This window comes from Pseudanabaena yagii GIHE-NHR1, from assembly GCF_012863495.1.
Lineage (GTDB): Bacteria > Cyanobacteriota > Cyanobacteriia > Pseudanabaenales > Pseudanabaenaceae > Pseudanabaena > Pseudanabaena yagii.
The window spans coordinates 205,354-224,699 of sequence record NZ_JAAVJL010000003.1; the positions used below are offsets into that span (position 1 = coordinate 205,354).

Here is a 19,346-nt window from a genome sequence, read left to right on the forward strand (position 1 = left end):
GAGTTCGGGATAATTTGAAACGAGCTTTGAGAGAGGGTTTGCATAGCAAACCCTCTCTCAAAGCCCAAAAGTAAAAGCCTTGCTTAGCAAGGCTTTTACTTTTGGGCTTTTAAAATATGCCAGCTTAACCCGAACTGACGTAAAAATAGAAAAGCAGCACATGATGTCCTGATTTTCTATTCCATCAAAATATTTTTTGCTAATGTGCAAAGGTGTTGTCGTCTGAGCATTTGGTATTATACCTTTGGTAATAATGTGGTGTAGTTCATGCATATTGCATGGTTAGGTAAAAAATCGCCTGCTTGTGGCAACGTGACCTATAGTCGCGAAATTACAAATGCATTACTCGATCGCGGACATCGTGTCAGCTTTATGCATTTTGCTCCTGAATCGGATCACGATAATCCAGATCACGAGGAATTGGACGAAAACTCTCAAGAGGCACAGGATGTCGCTTTACCTTTTCTCTACAAATCCACGATTTATACTGTTCCATCATTGCGGGCTAATAAAATTCTGGTGGATTCCCTGCAATCGCTAAAGCCCGATCTTATTCATGCATCCCTTGCGATATCCCCCCTCGATTTCCGCTTGCCAGAAATTTGTGCGGAGCTAGATTTACCCCTTGTGGCAACCTTTCACCAACCCTTTGACATCAAACGTCGTAATCTTGCATCTAGCACCCAGCAACTTACTTATCAGATTTATGCACCATCCTTGGCAGATTACAATCAAGTTATTATCTTCTCTAATATTCAAAAGGAACTCCTGAATAAATTAGGCGTTCCCAATACCAGAATTGCGATTATTCCTAATGGTGTCGATAGCGATCGCTATTCCCCCGGACCTTCAAATATCAAGGAAGAACTCAATGCTGATGTGCTATTTCTCTATCAAGGACGACTAGCTGCTGAGAAAAACGTAGAGGCTCTGCTCAAGGCATGGCGCAAATGTCGAATGCCTGAAGGCTGTAAATTAGCGATCGTTGGTACAGGTCCCCTCTTGGCTGGCTTAAAAACTTTTTATGGTAATGATCCTAGTATTGTCTGGATGGGGTATATTGCCGATGAACAAAGACGGATCGAGATTTTACGTGGTACGGATGTATTTATTTTGCCTTCACTAGTGGAAGGATTATCCCTATCTTTGTTAGAAGCAATGTCCTGCGGTGTTGCTTGCATTGCCACCGATGTGGGCGCAGATGGTGAGGTAATTGAGCATGGTGCAGGGATTATTCTTGATTCCCATAAGGTGACTTCGCAACTCTGTACACTTTTGCCCCTATTTGTCGATCATCCTGAAATGGCAAAGATTATCGGGATCAAAGCAAGACAAAGAGTATTAGAGCGCTATACCTTAACCAAAAATATTGATCGCTTGGAAGAACTCTATGAGCAAACCATGAGCCAACAATGGGTCAGAGTTAGCGCTTTCTAAGTTTGTTTGAGATAGTGCTCCCGAAGGCAGCACTATCTCAATGATATATGTCTTAAAAATTAACCAGACTGTAGAGGATTAGATGATTCGATATTTGCCCCTTGTAGTGGGGACATTGGGCGGATTGGCGTTATTGATCAATCGGATGGTGACATTAAACCTTACGGCTAGTCAGGCAAGGGCTGATGCTTTAGGGATTTTATTAAGTGCTGTTTTGATTTTGATTGGGTTGCTATGGCAGCAAGTACAGCCGAAACCACCTGATGCCGTGACCCTAGTTGGCGAAGAAGGTTTTGAAATTGAGGCAGCTTTACCTGAAGCAGTAAAGACAGAATTGGCTTGGGCTTCACATATATTGCTAACTAATACGGTGACGAAAGTAGTAGCTATTTATTACGATCGCCAAACGATCCTCCGCAGAGGCATTTTAGGGAAAAGCAAGCAGGTCAATCTTGGCACGATCGCGGAACGAGTGATGAAAACCCAGAAGCCAGTATATCTAGTCAAATTAGAGCTTTATCCTGGGCGCGTCGAGTTTGATTATTTGCCCGAAAATACACAGGGTGTAATTGTGCAACCTCTGGGCGAAAAAGGAGTCATGGTATTAGGGGCAAATATTCCCCGTAGCTATACTAAACAAGATGAAAATTGGGTAACAGCGATCGCTGATAAGCTCGCCTATAATCTCGAACAACAGCAGTAAGGCAATTACTGTCGAAGACGGTAATTGCCTTAACTAAAAAACTAACCCATTCAAACTATTCACGATTATTATGCTAAACCGCATTCTTGTAACCCTTACCCTGTCATCATTAATAACGGCTGGCTCGGTTTTGCCATCACTTAATTTCACCAAAGCGATCGCCCAAGAAAGTAGTGAAACGCCCCAAAGTAAACCCGACGCATCCGTAACAACCGTAATTTCGCCAGAAAAACGCGCCTTGATTAAGGAACTACTAGAAATCACGGAATCCAGCAAAAATGCTAATCAAGTTATGGAATCCATGGTTCGCTCAGAATTGCCCAAGATGGTATCGACCATTTTAAAAACTGTTCCTGCGCTCAATAGCGATCGCCCCGAAGTGCAAAAACAATTTAGTGACATCGTGTCGCGGATGGCAATCAAATATCGCGATCGCGTAATTAAGCAAATTGACCTCAGTCAACTGATCGAGCAAGTCTCCTATCCTATCTATGACAAGTATTTTACGGAATCAGAACTGCGCGATATTATTGGGTTTTATAAGTCTTCAACGGGCAAAAAAGCAATTAGTGTCTTGCCTCAGATTATGCTCGATTCCATGAGCCGCACCAATGATATTTTGCTGCCAAAAATGTCACGTATTATGACCGAAATCATTACCGAAGAGCTATTGAACGCTTTGCCCAAGCCAAAGTGAAATCTGTCAACTACACTTAGGATGTCTGCACAGATTCAATTTGCCTTTATACTGTAATGCTGATGGCGTTTACTCACAGCCTCATTGTTTAATCTTTAAACCTATTTCAACCGTTACATTCAGCAAATACGCATGGCAATTTTAGATCGGCAAGGTCGTTTATTTGGCAAACTTAGCATTTTGGACATCGGGGCGATCGCGACAATCCTGATCGTCCTCATCGGCTTACTCATTGTCCCCGGCAACAGTGGTAGTTCGATCGCCCAAATGCTATCTGCTGAAAACAAAACCGTCCAAGTAGATATGAATGTGCGCGGTCTTAGTGCTACGAATCCCCAGAACCTGATTAAAATTGGCGATAAAGTCAATATCATCATTCGCAATCAGCCACGCGGCGAAGTCACCATCAAAAAAGTCAGTATCTCCACCCCCCAAGTTGTTGCCGCCAAAGCAGATGGTTCTCCAGTTGTCTTTGATGATCCTCGCGCTGTGTCCACATCCCAATCTGACCTAGCGCTTACCCTCGAAGCCACCGCCAGAGTTACCAACGATGGCGTAGTATTTGGCAATGAAAAGGTCAAAGTCGGCACATCAATTGACATCGAAGGCTCTAAATATCTGATTCGTGGTAGTGCCATGGCAGTAAGGTACTAATTTTTTAATTTCATGATTAATTAATGAATTACCGATCATCTGTTACCAATTACCAATCACCAATTACCAATTACCGATAATGCAACCCCCATTTCCTCAAGGTTTTGTTCTTAAAGGTCGCTACGCTATCCGCTCAACAATTGGACAGGGTGGTATGGGGCGTACCTACTTAGCGCAAGACCTAGAGCGCTTTAATGAAACCTGTGTACTCAAGGAGTTCATTCCTCCACAAGATTCACTAGAGGTATCTGAAAAAGCGAAAGAATTATTTCGACGTGAAGCATCGGTACTATACCAAATCCGCCATCCCCAAGTACCAGAGTTTCGCGCCACCTTTGAGTCAGAGGGCAGACTTCTGTTAGTACAGGACTATGTGGAGGGCAAGAATTATCGGAATTTACTCCTCGATCGCTTGAAATCTGGTCAAGCCTTTTCCGAGAATGAAATTTTTGCCTTGATGCAACAGCTTTTACCAGTGCTGAGCTATCTGCATAGTCACAATATTATTCACCGTGATATCTCACCTGAAAACTTGATGTTGCGATCGCAGGATAATTTACCTGTGCTAATTGATTTTGGAGTTGTCCAAGAAACCAATGCTAAGCTCAACTCCCAAATGGGTATCCCCTCTTCCACGGTAGCGGGTAAAGCTGGCTATGCACCACCAGAGCAGTTACAGTCAGGTAATGCCTATGCGAATAGTGACCTTTATGCCCTCGCCGTAACTTCCATTGTGCTGATGACGGGACGTGAACCATCAGAACTATTTGATAGCATCAATCTGGCATGGAATTGGCAGCAGTACACCAATGTCAATCCTGCCTTTGCGAGAGTTATCAATCAAATGCTGAGCTACAAGCCCACCAATCGCTATCGCTCGGCGGATGAGGTAATGCAAGCTCTTCAAATAGCCCAAGCTTCTTTTTCTGGTGCAAAGACCTATGTGGTTGGACGACCTGTGCCATCTAATGTCGCCGCAACAATTCCCCAACGCACTGTAGTGGCAGGAGCTAATAATCGCAATCCCGCTAATTATGGAAGTAACGCTCCCAATCGTACTAATGAATCGAATAATAGTAGTGGAATCAATTGGTTTATCGGCATTCTGATCATCTTAGTTGCTGGCATTGGTTCATGGGCTGTGACTTCCTTCTTTTTTAGCCGCAATCGTCTAACCAACAATCCGACCGAAACAGCTATTACTTCCCAAAATGCTAATTCCAATAGTGCAACAGTAACTAATGTTGTTCTAAATTTAAAGCAAACTAGCGAAGGAATCAGTCAAGATTCTACTAGCAATCGCATCACAAGCGGAAAAATAGTTAAAGTTCGTTTTGAAGCCAAGAAGGAAGATAATCTGAGTGTATCCTTGACTAACGGTGAAAACCTACAAATGACGATTCAGGACGAGGATCAAAATCCTCTTGATAATAATGCTAAGGATAATACGACAGGATATTGGAAAGGTAGGCTAAGAAAGAGTGGTGCTTACTATATTGAAATTAAAACAACTAGTCCAAATGAAACTGGCTACAAATTAGATGTGCAGCTAGAAACTCCAGCACCAAAACCTCAACCAACAACTCCCTCTCAAACCTCTACTCCAACGCCTACGGTAAAACCAACCACTACAGCTACACCTACTGAATCCCCAACAACTAGTCCATCGACCAGTCCTAGAGCAACTGAATCACCAAGATCTACAGCTTCTCCTAGTCCTAGTAATGAACCAACGCGATCGCCATCGCCGCCTATTCCTATAGAACCTGCACCTGAGCCATTCAAGCCGACTGCAACTCCCAAAAATCCCAATACTTTTTAGTCCAGTGTTCTAATTAATGCAAACCATAGAAATTAAATTCCAAAAGCTACATCCTGATGCACAGATCCCTAGCTACGCGCATATTGGCGATGCTGGGGCTGACGTGTATTCAGTTGCAGAAGTCACTTTACAACCAAGTGATCGCGCAGCAATTCCCACTGGCTTAGCTGTAGATATTCCCCTTGGTTATGAAATTCAAGTACGTCCCAAAAGTGGATTAGCATTGAAACATGGTATTGCCGTTCTTAATTCCCCTGGTACAGTTGATGCGGGCTATCGTGGTGAAATCCAAGTAATTGTGATTAATCTTGGTAAAGAAGCCTATACCTTCGCGAAAGGACAAAAGATCGCGCAGTTAGTTCTGAAGCCTGTAATTCAAGCTCAATATATTGAAGGAGAACTTGGAACTAGCGATCGTGGTGTTGGTGGTTTTGGCAGTACAGGACTGAAGTAGCGATCGCACAATGAACTCTATCCAGCTATCCAAATCCTAAAATCTCTTGGAAAGTTAAACTAATGGATAATTCCTTCTACTTTCCTACCTTTAACCATCCAAATACTTGATCTACAGTTAAACTTAGTTCTATTTCCAAAAAATTTGGTACAAGTAATTTCTGAGCAGCATTTATTTCACTATTGATTTCAATTGGTTGGCGATCGCGTTGAAATATTAATAGTGATCGCTCATTGGGAAATAGTAACCATCCCATTTCTGTACCATGTTCGAGGCAGTGCAAAATATTACTAATGACTCGCATCGGTGCTTGTTCTGGCGATAGAATCTCAATTACCCAATCTGGATAAATGGAAAATACATTCTCAATTTCTCCTTCCGCATTAACAGGCAACCTCTGCCATTGAAATACTGCTACGTCTGGCACAATTGAGCGATTCCCAAAGGTGCAACGCAGTTCTGGTAAAGCTAAAGCTATTTGTTTGTCTTCGGCTACTGCATTAACGGTATTACAAAATTTAAGCTGAAGTCGAGAATGTTGACCTTGGGGCATAGGCTTCTGATAAATCGAACCATTGATATATTCACTAGCAGGCTTCGTTTCTGGTTGAGTCAGAAAGCGATCGAGCGTTATCGAGGGAATATTTTTTGTGGCGAGAGTCATGGTTCATCTACTTTAATCATTGACGCTGACTTTTATTATACTAGTGAAAGATTAGTGTGTATATAGAATGAATTTAGGCTAAGATAGCAGAAGATTTTTAGGCTTGATAGCTATGTCAAAGGGTGTGTGGGAAAGGCTATGGGATCTGATGAATACCAAGATCTCGATTAGTGAATTAACACAGGGAAGTGTTGACACTACTAAGACATTTTTGGATTTATCTAAGGCATTAAACGAAAATAAGTCGCTTCCCGAATTAACGCCTTTAATTAGTCAGGTTTCTTCACTGCTAGATGTTTTGAATTTACCCATTGTGCAGGTGGTGGGAGCAGGACTGCCATTTGTCTCGATCGCTAGTAAGTTGTTGCAGTTTTATCTGAATAGCACTAAGGAAGATCCATCCTTAGAAGATTGTGTGGAACTGGTAGGACAGGCGGCTTATTTAGAGAGTTTTAAGAAGTTTTTTAGTGATGATGATGCTAATAAGCATTTGTTGGAGAAGTTAAATGAGGCAAAAGCCTCTGATCGCCTTCAGAAACAAATTGCACAATTTAGCAAGAGTCTTACTTTAACTGAGTCTGATGCTAGGACAGTTTTACTTTGCTTTCATGACTCGAAGTTGGCGGATGGGTTGACTCCTATTGTTTTGGCGCGATTGGTTGAGGCGGGGATCGAGGAGGGGCAAGCGAAGATTATTGTCGAGCGGATTTCGCGGATGACACATCGGGATATTAAACCTGCGTTGGCGGAGATTAAGGACAAGGTGAAGAAGCTATCTGTGATTTATGGTAGTGAGTGGCAGCGTGAGATAGAAACCTATGACAGCATCGATCGCTATTTAAAAGAGGTGATTGCTGAGAAGCCTAAAGAAAAAGTCTTTGAGGAGAATTTTGGATTTGAAGATATTTATGTGGAGTTGCAGGTTGAGGCGATCGCAAAAAATAACAACAATAGCGAACCTCAGTTCATCGAAGAATGGGCGTTAGGTTTACTCAATGATGAGAGCAAATCGGGACAGGTGTTATTTATCCAAGGGGAACCGGGGCGGGGGAAGAGTGTGTTTTGTCGGATGTTTGCCGATCGCGTAAGGCGGGAGCTATATCCGATTTGGATTCCGATTTTAATTAGATTGCGGGATATTGACATCTCAGCATATGATTTTGATATTTTGCTGCGGAATTCGGTAAATACGGATTTTGCGCGGAGTGATAATGGCTGGTTGACGGATCGGAATACGCGATTTTTGTTTATTTTGGATGGGTTTGATGAACTTCTGTTACAACGTGGGCGCGATCGCAGTCTCAAGGATTTTCTAGAGCGTGTTTCTAGTTTTCAAGATGGTTGCAAAAATATTAAGGAGCGTGGACATCGGATCGTTATTACGGGTAGACCACTTGCGCTGTTTGGGATTGAGCGTGAGATGCGTCCCAATTTGGAACGGGTGAAAATCCTTGATATGAGTCCAGAAGTTCAGACGAGTTGGTTGAAGAAATGGGCGGTACTTAAAGGAGAATATGCGGCTCAAAAATTTCAAGATTTTATTAGCGACGATCAATGTCCTGAGCAGGTAAAGACCTTGGCAAAAGAGCCATTGTTATTGTATCTATTGGCAGCGATGCACGGGGATAATAGGTTTAAGATTGAGGACTTCCAGAAGGCGGGGAACAGTGCCAAAATTTTGATTTACGATGCGACTCTAGACTGGGTTTTGACCAAACAGCGTAATGACAAACTTAATCCACGTTTGACAAGTTTAGATGTAGAAGATATTCGCGATATTTTGAAGGAGGCGGGTTTGTGTGTGGCTCAGTCTGGGGGAGAATGTGCTTCTTTGGAGGTGATTGAAGCAAGGTTAGCACCCGAACTAAAAAATGCTCTTGAGGATGCTCGGAAGGATCAAGATAAAGATACTTTGCCTGTGGCGTTGGCGACTTTTTATCTGAAGGCGGCGGATGGTAAAAATAATTCGATGGAGTTTCTGCATAAGAGTTTTGGTGAGTTTCTTTGTGCAGAGCGTTTGGTTGATAGTTTGTTGGCATGGTCGAGACAAAAGCCCGATCCACGCCGAGCTAGTCGCCAAGTTTTGGAAGTAGAGGATAAAGATTTAGAGTGGCAGGTTTACGATTTATTGGGATTTGGAGCGCTCACTTCTGAGATTGTGGAATATTTGGTGGCTTTGATTGAAAGGGAATTTAAAGGCAAAGACGATGATTTTGCAAGGCTGTTTGAGCGCTTATATGGGTTTTATTGGGCTTGGAGTGATGGGGACTTTATTGAGGCGGTTGAGTCAGATGGAGAGCCTATGCCACTTAGGAAAGCACGTTTGATGCAGAAGCAAGGTGTCGCGATCGGACAACGTAAGGTTGATGTTTATACAGGCTTGAATGTTTTGATCCTGATGTTTACTTTCCATCGTTATGCTCAAGCAAATTCAGAACTAAAAGACAAAGTTTCATTTCATCCTTGCAATTACAGTTCAAAAGATGACGCGATCGATCACCCAAGACAATTGCTCCGTATTATTGGTTATGGTCAATGCATTGAAGATGGTGGCTTTATCGAAATAGTCGGCAAATTTTTAAACAATGCAAACCTCAGTGAAGCAACACTGTGGAACGCAGACCTCACTGGCGCAGACCTCATGCAAGCAAACCTCATGCAAGCAAACCTCTTGCAAGCAGAACTACATAGCGTAAATCTCATGCAAGCAAACCTCATGCAAGCAAACTTCATTCAAGCAAACCTATTTAACGTAAATCTCATGCAAGCAAACCTATGTGAAGCAAACCTATGTGAAGCAAACCTCATGCAAGCAAACCTCAGTGACGCAGACCTCAGTTACGCAGACCTCAGTGACGCAGACCTCAGTTACGCAGACCTCAGTTACGCAGACCTCAGTGACGCAAACCTTCGTGACGCAGACCTCAGTGACGCAAACCTCAGTGACGCAAACCTTAGTAAAGCAAACCTTAGTAAAGCAAACCTTAATAAAGCAAACCTCAGTGGTGCAAACCTCAGTGGTGCAGACCTCAGTGACGTAAACCTCAGTGACATAAACCTCAGTAACGCAAACCTCAGTGGTACAGACCTCAGTTACGTAAACCTCAGTGGTGCAGACCTCAGTTACGCAAACCTCAGTGGTGCAGACTTCAGTAAAGCAGACCTCAGTGGTGCAAACCTTAGTAAAGCAAACCTCAGTGACGCAAACCTTAGTGCATACCTCAGTGGTGCAAACCTCAGTGACGCAAACCTCAGTGACGCAAACCTTAGTAACGCAGACCTTAGTAACGCAAACCTTAGTAACGCAGACCTCAGTGGTGCAAACCTCAATGACGCAATCCTCATTGGCGCAAACCTCCATGACGCAATCCTCAGTGGCGCAATCCTCAGTGGCGCAATCCTCAGTGGCGCAATCCTCTATCGCGCAAACCTCAGTTATATTTCATCAAATGAAGGTGCAATTTGGTCAAGCGCTAGAGGCTTAAATAAAGCAATTAATGTACCTGACGCTTTAGTTAGCAATCCGCAATTTAGAGCAGCAGTTTTGCTGGGCAATGGTTCAGATTTGGTTGTTTCTGGCAATGTGGATGGAGCAATTGCAGCTTATTCCGAAGCACAAACAATCGATCCTAAATTGGAGATTTCTGCATTTTACTGGAATCGATTAGGCTGGTTTGGTAGCCTGCATAATCGCGCTACTGATGTTCTATTTGCCTGCGAGAAGGCTGTTGAATTAGAAAAATCTGCAAAACATCATAATACTCGTGGTCTAGCAAGAGCGTTAACTGGCAACTTGACTGGTGCAATTGAAGATTTTGAAGCTGCAATCAACAGTGGTGAACTTGAAGGAGAAATGTTAGAAAAGCGACAACATTGGCTTGAAGCTTTAAAATCTGGCATTAATCCATTTACACCCGAAAAACTAGAAGCATTGAGAGCTAGCGAGGAGGCAACATCATGAACATAAAATGTATTAGCGAAGTCACCGCCCAAAGATATAAAAATCTTGATTTAGAGCAAGGTTTAAAACTTAGCGAAGGATTAAACATCTTTATTGGTTCTAATGGCTCTGGCAAAAGTAATTTTATTACATTACTCAATTTCTTAAAAGAGAGTATTTCTGGCAATGCTTTCCTAGACAGCAACGGAGCATCAAGATTCATACAAGCTATATCTAATCTAGGTGATTCAAGGATATTAAATGCACGATATTTATTGCCAGAAAAAGTCAATCTGTCATTTAGCTTTGTTACCGAAAATACTAACAATAAACTAAAACTCAATCTTTCCATCCTTTGCTCAGACAAAATTTTTCCATACATATCTGAAGAGTCCTTGTTACAAGTTAGCGATCTTCATGGGAGTGCTTTTTATTATCACTTTCCATATCAATCAAATGATTATGGAGCTATTTTTGAACCTCAAGATAATTCCCATTACGCAAAATCAAAAATAGTTCAAACCAAAGAAATCTCTTTATCAATTATCCCAAGCTTATTAGAGAATATAGAAAACCCTCCAAATCTTAAACCTTTGTACAGTGTTTGTCGTCAGATTATTAATCTTGTAGCTGATTGGCAATTTTACAGTGCTAATAATATGAATCTTAAAGAGATTCGTAATGCAGAACCAGAAATTGGATCTCCAGAGAAATATCTCAATCCTGACTGTGAAAACCTCGCCCTAGTCCTAGACAATCTCATCCAAGAAAGCATCGACTTTGAAGACCAACTCAACGTCATCATGCGCGACATCGTGCCACAAACAAAACGCATTCGCCCCATCAGAACAGGTAGAACCAGAATTAGCATTGAATGGCATTTACAAAATACCAAACGTCCCCTATACCTTGATGAAATGTCCGATGGCACAGTCAGAATGCTATGTTGGGCAATCATCCTCAACTCTCCTAACTTACCCTCCCTCATCGTCATTGACGAGCCAGAAGTCGGCTTACACGTTCAATGGTTGAGCTATCTCGCTGAATGGATAAAAAACGCCGCCGCTAGAACACAGGTGATCATCACCACCCATAGCCCCGACCTATTAGATAAATTTACAGACCGTCTCGAAAATGTCCATGTCTTTGAAGCCTCCAACCCAGAGCAAACTCTATTCCATGTCAAAACCCTATCCAAAGAACGCCTCCAAGATCGTCTAGATGAAGGATGGGAACTTGGCGATCTTTATCGGGTAGGTGAACCTGAAGTCGGAGGCTGGGCGCTGTGATCGTATGGGTATTTGCAGGAGGTGGACAATCGGAAATATCAGGACTACTTCCCTACTTACGCAGAGAATTTCCAAATTGTGACTTCCAAAGAGTGACACCAGTTAGTAATAAGGAAGGAATCAAACCCAACAAACTAGGTGCAAAACCTAAGACGGATCGAGCATCTCAAGCCTTAACAGGCAAGTCATTGCTCAAAGAAATTGAAGAGAGATTAAATCATAAATTCAGATTAAATGATCCCATGTGCGATCTCATTTTGATTTTTGACGATCTCGACTATCCATCCCAAGGCACTAACGATCCAAACGAGTTCTGTCAACAGAAATCTCAAGAATTTGGAGATCTCCTCAATCAAGTATGGCAAAATAACCCCAACATTCCGCCAGTTAATCACATCATCGGATTCGCCAAGCCAGAATTAGAGTCTTGGGTGATAGCCGATTGGGATCAAACTTTAGCCAGAGATCCCGACTTTCGTGATAAATGTAAGGCAATGCAGCACTGGCTCGTAAGCGATCGCCAACTATCCTTTAAAGATCCTGAAGATTTTGGGCTAGATCCCGCATTTCCCCAGAGCTATCATCAAAAACTTTCCAACGCGATTATCCAAGCTTCAGAACAAAAAGAAGGAATGAGATATTCCAAACAACTGCATACCGCCCGTTTTATCAAGCAACTTGACTCGGCGATCGCCCAACAAAAATGTCCAGAATTCCGCAAATTTTTCACCAGCCTATCACGGCTCACAAGTCCATCAAAGAGCTAACTGCTAAGCGCTAACAGCTAACTGCTATACCCCAAAGCCAATCAAGACTACAATCTTAGATGAATTAAGAATTTAAGCATCATGTTTCAACCCCAAGCCGCAATCATCGCTGACAGCATTAACTTAACAGGCGATCGCCTGACCACCTTTGTGCTGACCTACCACCGCATGATTCACTCAGAATTCATGACCCATCGAATGCTCAGCAAAAACAGCAGCAGTAGTCGAGCCATTCCCGTCGAGAAAATGATCAAACTCGTCGAGAGTCAAGAAGTCTATCCATTACATTGGGGCAAAAATCAAAAGGGAATGTCCGCCCAAACCGAAGTAACCGAAGCTGAAATCCAAGCCGCCGCAGCAGTATGGCAAGAAGCCAGACTCGATGCAATCCGTCATGCGCGGCGACTAGTGGACATTGGTATTCATAAACAAGTGGTTAATCGCCTTTTGGAACCATTCTCCACAATTACCGTAATTTGTTCGGGAACCGAATATCAAAACTTCTTTGAACAACGCTGTCATCCTGACGCACAGCCTGAAATTCAAGATTTAGCTAATAAAATGAAAGCTGCCTATGATGCGAGTCAACCAAAGCAATTAAACTCAGGAGAATGGCATTTGCCACTGATTAAGCAAGAGGATATTGACGAAATTAGCGATATTCATGAATTAGTGAAAGTTGCCGTGGGACGCTGTGCTAGAGTCAGTTATCTCAATCATGATGGGGTGCGTAGTCTAGCCGATGATGTGAAACTGCACGATCGCCTATTAACTTCTAAACCTGCTCACCTATCACCCTTTGAGCATGTCGCAAGTGCCCTTCCTAATTCTGAGAAACGCGCCAATTTTACTGGTTTCCAAGCCTATCGATTTGATCTAGAACGTAATAAGCTCAGGAAGTGATGTTATGTGGAATGTAGATGATAGACATCTTGCTGCTAGCCAAGCAGGGCAACCACGGGGGGATTGCCCCTACCCCAAATACAATATAGATTACGTAGGGGCTGTGCCCCCCGTGCCAGCCCAAGACTCTGGCTATGACAGAAATTCCTTCCCCGCAACATCCGTTAGTAAATAAACATCAAGATTCTCAATGTCTCGTCCTAAAACAGCTAAATCTGGCAAAAAAGGATTTTCCCGATCGCCAATATCCATAGAGTTAAGCGCTTGCTTGATTGTCAAAAACGAGGAGCAGCGCATACCAAAATGCTTGGATAGTCTACGATCGCTTGCCGATGAAATCATTGTCGTCGATACAGGATCAAGCGATCGCACTATCTCTATTGCCAAAAAATATCAGGCGCGAGTATTTCACTTTGAGTGGTGTGATGATTTTGCACAGGCGCGGAACTATGCGATCGCACAGGCTAAGGGTAAATGGATTTTAGTAATTGATGCTGATGAAGTTTTAGAGCAAAGTGCGATCGCCATTTTGCAAGAGGTGATGCAACAGGATGATTGTTTAGCCGTAAATTTGATGCGATCGGAAATTGGCGCGAAGCAAGCCCCCTATTCCCTCATCTTACGTCTATTCCGCAATCATCCTGAGATTACCTTTACGGGCATCTATCATGAATCCATTGATCAATCGGTAGCATCATGGCAGTCAAAAGAACCACATTGGAGAATCCTCAATGTGGAAGTTCCTGTCTTGTTGCATTATGGCTATATGGATAGCGAAATTCAACTCAGGGATAAGTATGAGTTTGCTCAAAGGTTAATGCACAAGCATTTGGAAGAATTTCCAGAGGATAGTTATATGCTCAATAAACTAGGGGCTTTGTATATCAATAACCCCGATAGTGATCGCGATTTTGGGATTTCTCTATTACAAAAGGGCTTATCATTAATTGATGATACCGATCAACAGAACTTAACTCGCTGTGAGATTTATTACCATTTGGGGCTTGCCTATCAGCAAAATGAGGATTGGGAATTAGCGAAACAAGCTTATAACCAAGTCATCGAGCTTGATGTTCCCAATCTCGTCAAATTATCTGCTTATGTCAATTTAGGAAATATCTATCAAGAGCTTAATCAAAAGGAAGCGATCGCCTATTTTGAAAAGGTTACTCAAATTGCGCCTAACTTTGCTCAAGGACATTTTAATTATGGAATTGCGCTCAAAACTTCAGGACGTTTTATCGAAGCGATCGCCGCTTATCAAAAGGCTATTTCTCTAGAACCAGACTATGCTGATGCCCATCAAAATTTGGGTGTGGTGCTGATGAAGGCGGGATATTTCCCAGAAGCGATCGCCTCTTTTACTAAAGCCATTAAACTCCATGAGCAGCAACAAAATTACGAAACTGCGGCAATATTGCGATCGGCGTTGCAGGAGTTCCAATAAAGATTTTGGCTTAGCTAAAATCTTTATTGGGGTTTTAGTTGTTCGGCAAGATTTTTGGCTAACAGAGCGCGATTAGGACAGATAGAAACCCCTGCTTGACGCAAAGCTTCGGCAGCCCATGTGTTGCAGTTAAACAAAGAGAAATATCTAGGAACTGCTGCATAAAAATTGCTCACCCCATACTGCCCCTTACCGATCGCTGCTAAGCGATCGCCTGTTTCATTTACCGAAAAAGTCTGTTTCACATAGGTAAATAAATTTTGAAACCCGACTTCCGATAATTCAATTTTAAAAACGGGAAATTTGAAAAATTGTTCGGGTGATTCTACAAAGCTTGCTACATGCATCACGCTATCCGATGGAATAAAAACTGCTCGCAGCATCGAAGGAATTGATTGATCGCCTGCAAAATAAAATTGGCGATCGCCCCATCCCACTTCCACAAATGGCGCATCCTTCCATGCTTCTGCTCCAAAGTTCTCTTTATCACGTTGCGCCCATGCTAAGCCTGAATGCCAGTCATGCTGCACAAAATAAATTGTCCGAGTCTTGGCATTGGGGGGTGGTGGAAACAGTCCCGCAACAGGGCTAGGGCAATAGAGAAAATAACTAGCGATCGCTACTGCAATCCCCAATAACACGCCTAACAATATCGCAATTTTTCTTTTGCGGGACACGATCAACTTTAAAGCTATTTATCTAATCTCTAATTATCATAAAGCTTAAAGAACCGATTTTTGATGTACCTTTACCACGCCCAAAAGCTGCTTATTGCAAGTTAAAATAAACCAAATCCTCTCTTATGGAGTTGTGCTATGGTTTCGCAGCTAACCATCTCATCAACTGAAGTTATTTACCCCGAAAGCGATGGGCAACCCATGGCAAGCAATACCACGCATTTTATTTGGATCGTCACAATCAAAGAAAATCTTGACTGGTTCTTTAGTCAAAATCAAAATAGCGATCTCAAGATTTTTGTTGCAGGGGATTTGTTGTGGTATCCAGTCGAAGGACGTAATGATCTCTCCACTGCTCCCGATATCATGGTTGCGATCGGTAGACCAAGGGGACATCGCGGCTCTTACAAACAATGGCTAGAAGATAATATTGCTCCACAGATTGTATTTGAGATTCTCTCTCCATCTAATACGAAAGAAGAGATGGATAAGAAACTCCTATTTTACGATCGCTATGGAGTGCAGGAGTATTACATTTATGACTACGAAGCCAACCGCTTATTAGTGTGGTTGAGGCAAAGTGATAGCCTATCACCTCTGGTTATTGTGCGAGGGTGGCAAAGCCCCAGATTAGGAATTCAGTTTGAAATTACCGATGAAACCTTAAAAATGTTTCATGCCGATGGGACTCCGTTTTTAAATTATGCCGAAATCCAAGATTTACTCGTCCAAGAGCGCCAACGTGCTGATGCGGAAAAACAACGTGCTGATCGCCTTGAGGCAAAACTGAGAGAATTGGGAATTGAGCCATAAATAAGAAAGGGTGCAAAGCACCCTTTCTTATTTAGTTACGCAGATCTGCGATCGCACTCATGGCAACATTGGCGATCGCTTGGTCAGTCGCTTTGGGCAAATGGTAATACTTGCCACCACCTGCGGCAGCGAGTTCCTTCGCAAAGCCTGTTGATACAAATTTATTTTCTGTATCAATTACCAACAGCCCAATATTCAAGGCGCGAATCTTCCGACAAATATCAATCAATTCGCCTTTGATATCAGGTTTATTCTCAGGATCGATGGGTTCACCTTGCGATCGCGCCAGTGGCACATTACCGCGTCCATCGGTAATCGCCACAATCGTGACCGAACCGACATCACCTGATTGTCTAGCATTCAAGCCCACACGCACCGCTTGAGTTAATCCATGCGCCAATGGCGAACCACCACCGCAGGGCATCGTATCCAAACGCCGCCTTGCTGCCTCAATGGAACGGGTGGGCGGTAACAATACATCTGCCTTTTCGCCTCGGAAAGGAATGAGGGAAATTTGGTCACGGTTTTGATAGCTATCGGTGAGCATTCGCAAAGCCGCACCTTTCGCTGACTGCATCCGATTGAGTGCCATCGAGCCAGACGCATCGACGAGGAAAACAGTAAGCGCCCCTGCTTTACGGGCTAGTTTCTTTGCTCTCACATCGGTACTTTCGACGATGACCTTGCGATGGGGCTGACGCGCTCTTCTTGCCTTTTGGTAGGGAGCCGAAGCGCGGAGGGTGGCATCAACGGCAATGCGATCGCTCTTTCCTTGAGGCAAAACAGGCTTGATATAACGCCCACGCTCTTGGGAATAGATCACATTGCGCGTACCTGATCGCCCTTGCTTTTGCATAGACTGCGCGAAAAATAGCACTTCAGGATCGAGAATTACGCCTTCAGGATCGAAGATAAACTCTTCAGGAATTTCAGGAGATTCATCTTCCTGCTCTTGATCCTGTTCCTGATCCTCTTGATTATCATCCTGCTCCTGTTCACCATCATCATTGGGAGGTGGGGGTGGGGCTTGCTGTTGCTGCTGTTCAGGCTGTTGCTGCTGTTGTTCTGGCGAAAGAGGCGATCGCGGTACGATGACTAACTCCACCGCTTGACGCAAATCATCGGCATTAACTTGAGTCCGACTATCCAGAGCCGCCGCCGCCTTTGCCACACGCACAGCAAATAATTCTGCACGATGCCCCTGCACGCCGCCACGCACGGCTTCCGCAATCAAATATTGCATTTGCGCTCTGGAAATGGTCACATCATTAAGCCATTCTCTCGCCAAAATAATCTGAGTTCGCAAATCATCGACATCGGCATCATAGCCACGCAAAAAGGCTTCAGGGGAATTGGCATAATCCAACACCATATCCACAGCTTCTACGCGCTGATCGAGGGAGAGAACGCCATCGGCGGAGAGATTAACCGCAATCCGATCCATCAAATGCTGACTTAACGCGCCTTCTTCTGGGTTGTAAGTGGCAATCAGCAAAGGCTGACAGGGATGTTGATAGCTAATTCCTTCGCGTTCGACTTGGTTATAACCTGTGGAGAGAACCGAAAGCAGTAAATTAGAAATCTGTGGGTCGAGTAAATTAATTTCGTCAATGTAGAGAACGCCACGATGGGCTTCTGCTAGTAGCCCCGGTTGAAATACAGTCTGACCTTCACGCACCGAACGGCTCACATCGACAGAACCAATCAGCCGATCTTCGGTAATTCCCAAAGGAATTTGGATAAATGGTGCAGGAATAACTTTAGTCTGAATTTCACTAGGATCTTTATCCTTCATTGCCTTGACTAGCACATCGTCCCATGTGTCAGGCTTGGTCGGATCGCAATTGCTGAGGGATTCAATCGCGACTTCAATGGGTGGTAACAGGGCATGAATACCGCGCGCAAGGACGGATTTAGCCGTGCCGCGTCTACCTGCGAGGGCAATGCCACCGATCGTAGGATCGATCGCTGCTAGCAGTAAAGCAGTTTTAATTGCTTCTTGACCGACCACAGCCGCAAGGGGAAAGGTGATGGGGGTGTAAGAGATATTTGTAGTTAGGGGCAGCGAAGATACCATGCGATCGAGTTACGGGTTAAAAGATATAAGAAAGTTAATAAGAATTTTAGAAAATGAAATTTTAAGCTTCGGCTAAATTATACCGTTTATAGCAGTTTTCATTTTGCCTAAGTAGCGGAGGGTAATTAAAACCCAAACCCAAAACCTGTAGCTCACGCGCAGCGTGAGCTACAGGTTTTGGGGCTTAGCTACTTATGGCAACATGCAAACTGCAATAGTAGCCTAAGCTAAGATTAGAGCTAGCTACTCAGTTAGGAATATCAGCGATCATGACAAAAACCGCATGGGATGAACTAGTGTTTCAGTCGCCATATCTAGCTGCGGTGACTGCTAAGGAATTGGTGCAGGAGGGACAAATGGCTGAAGCATATAATGTTTTGGAGAGTTTAGTTGAGTCAATGGGGCGATCAGAAAGGAGAGCTGTAGGTAGTCAATTGACTCGATTAATGTTGCATATTATCAAGTGGAAATGCCAGCCTGAAAAACGTAGTGCTAGTTGGGTAATTTCAATTCGCTCGGCAAGGCGGGAAATTGCGGAGAGTCAAGAGGAGATGCCAAGTCTAAATAGAGATTTTTTAATTTCGATTTGGGACAAGTGCCTTATGGCGGCGAAAGAGGATGCTAGAGATGAGATGGGCAAGAAGGCGGAAATTGCATCATTAAGTTGGGATGATGTCTTTGAGCAAATCTACACAATTTGGGAAGATGATGATTTAACATAAGCCATGTAATCAGCCATTTTGTCACTTTTAGGCGCTTGCGGATAAAAAATGTCCCACCAAAGTTATCTAGCTTCGACTTCGCTCAGCTAACGTTGGCTGAGCGGAGTCGAAGCCACAGGTACTTTAATCAATAGCAAGTCCCTTAAGGTTGTGACAACATCGCTCATCAACAAGCCCAAGAGAGATTTGCCCCAGACGTAACTCGCCGATCGCGATCGCTGCTTGACGGTAATGAGTAATGGCATAAACCGACATAGATCTCAACCTAGATATGCTAGGC

The 19,346-nt window shown here is 43.4% G+C and carries 18 protein-coding genes; 13 read left to right on the forward strand and 5 right to left on the reverse strand.

Translation table 11 applies throughout. The features are described from left to right. Window positions 1–267: 267 nt before the first annotated feature. The 6 genes from HC246_RS21185 to dut all read left to right on the forward strand — a co-directional run bounded on the left by HC246_RS21185 (window position 268) and on the right by dut (window position 5,767). Window positions 268–1,437 (forward strand): glycosyltransferase family 4 protein, encoded by a 1,170-nt coding sequence (locus HC246_RS21185; RefSeq protein ID WP_169365422.1) that lies wholly within the window; start codon window positions 268–270, stop codon window positions 1,435–1,437. Between the two features lie 82 nt (window positions 1,438–1,519). Then, entirely contained in the window at window positions 1,520–2,140 is a 621-nt protein-coding gene (locus tag HC246_RS21190) for a cofactor assembly of complex C subunit B (protein ID WP_169365423.1), read from the forward strand. 70 nt (window positions 2,141–2,210) lie between these two features. Continuing rightward, a complete protein-coding gene (locus HC246_RS21195; protein WP_169365424.1) occupies window positions 2,211–2,837 on the forward strand; it encodes a DUF2059 domain-containing protein in 627 nt (208 codons plus the stop codon). A gap of 132 nt (window positions 2,838–2,969) precedes the next feature. Then, on the forward strand, window positions 2,970–3,491 hold the full coding sequence (locus HC246_RS21200; RefSeq protein WP_169365425.1) for a DUF4330 domain-containing protein: 522 nt from the start codon (window positions 2,970–2,972) through the stop codon (window positions 3,489–3,491). Window positions 3,492–3,570: 79 nt separating this feature from the next. After that, entirely contained in the window at window positions 3,571–5,313 is a 1,743-nt protein-coding gene (locus tag HC246_RS21205; protein WP_169365426.1) for a serine/threonine-protein kinase, read from the forward strand. Window positions 5,314–5,329: 16 nt separating this feature from the next. After that, window positions 5,330–5,767, forward strand: a complete 438-nt coding sequence (dut, locus tag HC246_RS21210) for a dUTP diphosphatase (RefSeq protein ID WP_169365427.1) — start codon at window positions 5,330–5,332, stop codon at window positions 5,765–5,767. Between the two features lie 76 nt (window positions 5,768–5,843). Here the strand turns inward: dut and HC246_RS21215 are convergent, their stop codons facing one another. Further along, complete coding sequence (locus HC246_RS21215; RefSeq protein ID WP_169365428.1) at window positions 5,844–6,431, reverse strand: Uma2 family endonuclease; 588 nt, start codon at window positions 6,429–6,431, stop codon at window positions 5,844–5,846. A gap of 112 nt (window positions 6,432–6,543) precedes the next feature. Between HC246_RS21215 and HC246_RS21220 the strand changes: the two genes are divergently transcribed. The 4 genes from HC246_RS21220 to HC246_RS21235 all read left to right on the forward strand — a co-directional run bounded on the left by HC246_RS21220 (window position 6,544) and on the right by HC246_RS21235 (window position 13,330). Then, window positions 6,544–10,392, forward strand: coding sequence for a pentapeptide repeat-containing protein (locus HC246_RS21220; RefSeq protein WP_169365429.1), 3,849 nt, complete (start codon window positions 6,544–6,546; stop codon window positions 10,390–10,392). Then, window positions 10,389–11,660, forward strand: coding sequence for an AAA family ATPase (locus HC246_RS21225; RefSeq protein ID WP_169365430.1), 1,272 nt, complete (start codon window positions 10,389–10,391; stop codon window positions 11,658–11,660). Before HC246_RS21220 ends, HC246_RS21225 begins: the two co-directional genes overlap by 4 nt. Further along, window positions 11,657–12,427 carry a DUF4276 family protein gene (locus HC246_RS21230; RefSeq protein ID WP_169365431.1) on the forward strand — a complete coding sequence of 257 codons (771 nt, stop codon included), beginning with the start codon at window positions 11,657–11,659 and terminating at the stop codon, window positions 12,425–12,427. Before HC246_RS21225 ends, HC246_RS21230 begins: the two co-directional genes overlap by 4 nt. An 81-nt stretch (window positions 12,428–12,508) precedes the next feature. Then, window positions 12,509–13,330 carry an FAD-dependent thymidylate synthase gene (locus tag HC246_RS21235; RefSeq protein WP_169365432.1) on the forward strand — a complete coding sequence of 274 codons (822 nt, stop codon included), beginning with the start codon at window positions 12,509–12,511 and terminating at the stop codon, window positions 13,328–13,330. 132 nt (window positions 13,331–13,462) lie between these two features. Here HC246_RS21235 and HC246_RS26075 read toward each other — a convergent pair whose 3' ends face one another. Continuing rightward, window positions 13,463–13,609: a hypothetical protein gene (locus tag HC246_RS26075; RefSeq protein ID WP_225903091.1), complete on the reverse strand. Its 147-nt coding sequence runs from the start codon at window positions 13,607–13,609 to the stop codon at window positions 13,463–13,465. A 28-nt stretch (window positions 13,610–13,637) separates the two neighbouring features. Here HC246_RS26075 and HC246_RS21240 point away from each other — a divergent pair, with 28 nt between their 5' ends. Then, entirely contained in the window at window positions 13,638–14,777 is a 1,140-nt protein-coding gene (locus tag HC246_RS21240; RefSeq protein WP_263972550.1) for a tetratricopeptide repeat protein, read from the forward strand. 23 nt (window positions 14,778–14,800) lie between these two features. On the opposite strand, the gene HC246_RS21245 is transcribed toward HC246_RS21240, so the two are convergent. Further along, complete coding sequence (locus HC246_RS21245) at window positions 14,801–15,454, reverse strand: DUF2459 domain-containing protein (RefSeq protein ID WP_169365434.1); 654 nt, start codon at window positions 15,452–15,454, stop codon at window positions 14,801–14,803. A 138-nt stretch (window positions 15,455–15,592) separates the two neighbouring features. Between HC246_RS21245 and HC246_RS21250 the strand changes: the two genes are divergently transcribed. After that, window positions 15,593–16,267 (forward strand): Uma2 family endonuclease, encoded by a 675-nt coding sequence (locus tag HC246_RS21250; protein WP_169365435.1) that lies wholly within the window; start codon window positions 15,593–15,595, stop codon window positions 16,265–16,267. Between the two features lie 31 nt (window positions 16,268–16,298). Here HC246_RS21250 and bchD read toward each other — a convergent pair whose 3' ends face one another. Continuing rightward, the gene (bchD, locus tag HC246_RS21255) at window positions 16,299–18,344 is read right to left on the reverse strand and encodes a magnesium chelatase ATPase subunit D (RefSeq protein WP_211167895.1); all 2,046 of its coding nucleotides are present in this window, start codon (window positions 18,342–18,344) and stop codon (window positions 16,299–16,301) included. Between the two features lie 269 nt (window positions 18,345–18,613). Between bchD and HC246_RS21260 the strand changes: the two genes are divergently transcribed. Beyond that, window positions 18,614–19,066: a DUF29 domain-containing protein gene (locus tag HC246_RS21260; protein WP_169365436.1), complete on the forward strand. Its 453-nt coding sequence runs from the start codon at window positions 18,614–18,616 to the stop codon at window positions 19,064–19,066. Between the two features lie 123 nt (window positions 19,067–19,189). On the opposite strand, the gene HC246_RS26555 is transcribed toward HC246_RS21260, so the two are convergent. Next, window positions 19,190–19,321, reverse strand: a complete 132-nt coding sequence (locus HC246_RS26555) for a hypothetical protein (RefSeq protein WP_263972551.1) — start codon at window positions 19,319–19,321, stop codon at window positions 19,190–19,192. Window positions 19,322–19,346: the final 25 nt, after the last annotated feature.

Excerpts from the sequence above, each read along its gene's own strand:
- HC246_RS21185 (WP_169365422.1), top strand. The coding sequence starts at position 268 with ATGCATATTGCATGGTTAGGTAAAAAATCGCCTGCTTGTGGCAACGTG.
- HC246_RS21190 (WP_169365423.1), top strand. The coding sequence starts at position 1,520 with ATGATTCGATATTTGCCCCTTGTAGTGGGGACATTGGGCGGATTGGCG.
- HC246_RS21195 (WP_169365424.1), top strand. The coding sequence starts at position 2,211 with ATGCTAAACCGCATTCTTGTAACCCTTACCCTGTCATCATTAATAACG.
- HC246_RS21200 (WP_169365425.1), top strand. The coding sequence starts at position 2,970 with ATGGCAATTTTAGATCGGCAAGGTCGTTTATTTGGCAAACTTAGCATT.
- HC246_RS21205 (WP_169365426.1), top strand. The coding sequence starts at position 3,571 with ATGCAACCCCCATTTCCTCAAGGTTTTGTTCTTAAAGGTCGCTACGCT.
- dut (WP_169365427.1), top strand. The coding sequence starts at position 5,330 with ATGCAAACCATAGAAATTAAATTCCAAAAGCTACATCCTGATGCACAG.
- HC246_RS21215 (WP_169365428.1), bottom strand. The coding sequence starts at position 6,431 with ATGACTCTCGCCACAAAAAATATTCCCTCGATAACGCTCGATCGCTTT.
- HC246_RS21220 (WP_169365429.1), top strand. The coding sequence starts at position 6,544 with ATGTCAAAGGGTGTGTGGGAAAGGCTATGGGATCTGATGAATACCAAG.
- HC246_RS21225 (WP_169365430.1), top strand. The coding sequence starts at position 10,389 with ATGAACATAAAATGTATTAGCGAAGTCACCGCCCAAAGATATAAAAAT.
- HC246_RS21235 (WP_169365432.1), top strand. The coding sequence starts at position 12,509 with ATGTTTCAACCCCAAGCCGCAATCATCGCTGACAGCATTAACTTAACA.
- HC246_RS21250 (WP_169365435.1), top strand. The coding sequence starts at position 15,593 with ATGGTTTCGCAGCTAACCATCTCATCAACTGAAGTTATTTACCCCGAA.
- bchD (WP_211167895.1), bottom strand. The coding sequence starts at position 18,344 with ATGGTATCTTCGCTGCCCCTAACTACAAATATCTCTTACACCCCCATC.
- HC246_RS21260 (WP_169365436.1), top strand. The coding sequence starts at position 18,614 with ATGACAAAAACCGCATGGGATGAACTAGTGTTTCAGTCGCCATATCTA.
- HC246_RS26555 (WP_263972551.1), bottom strand. The coding sequence starts at position 19,321 with ATGTCGGTTTATGCCATTACTCATTACCGTCAAGCAGCGATCGCGATC.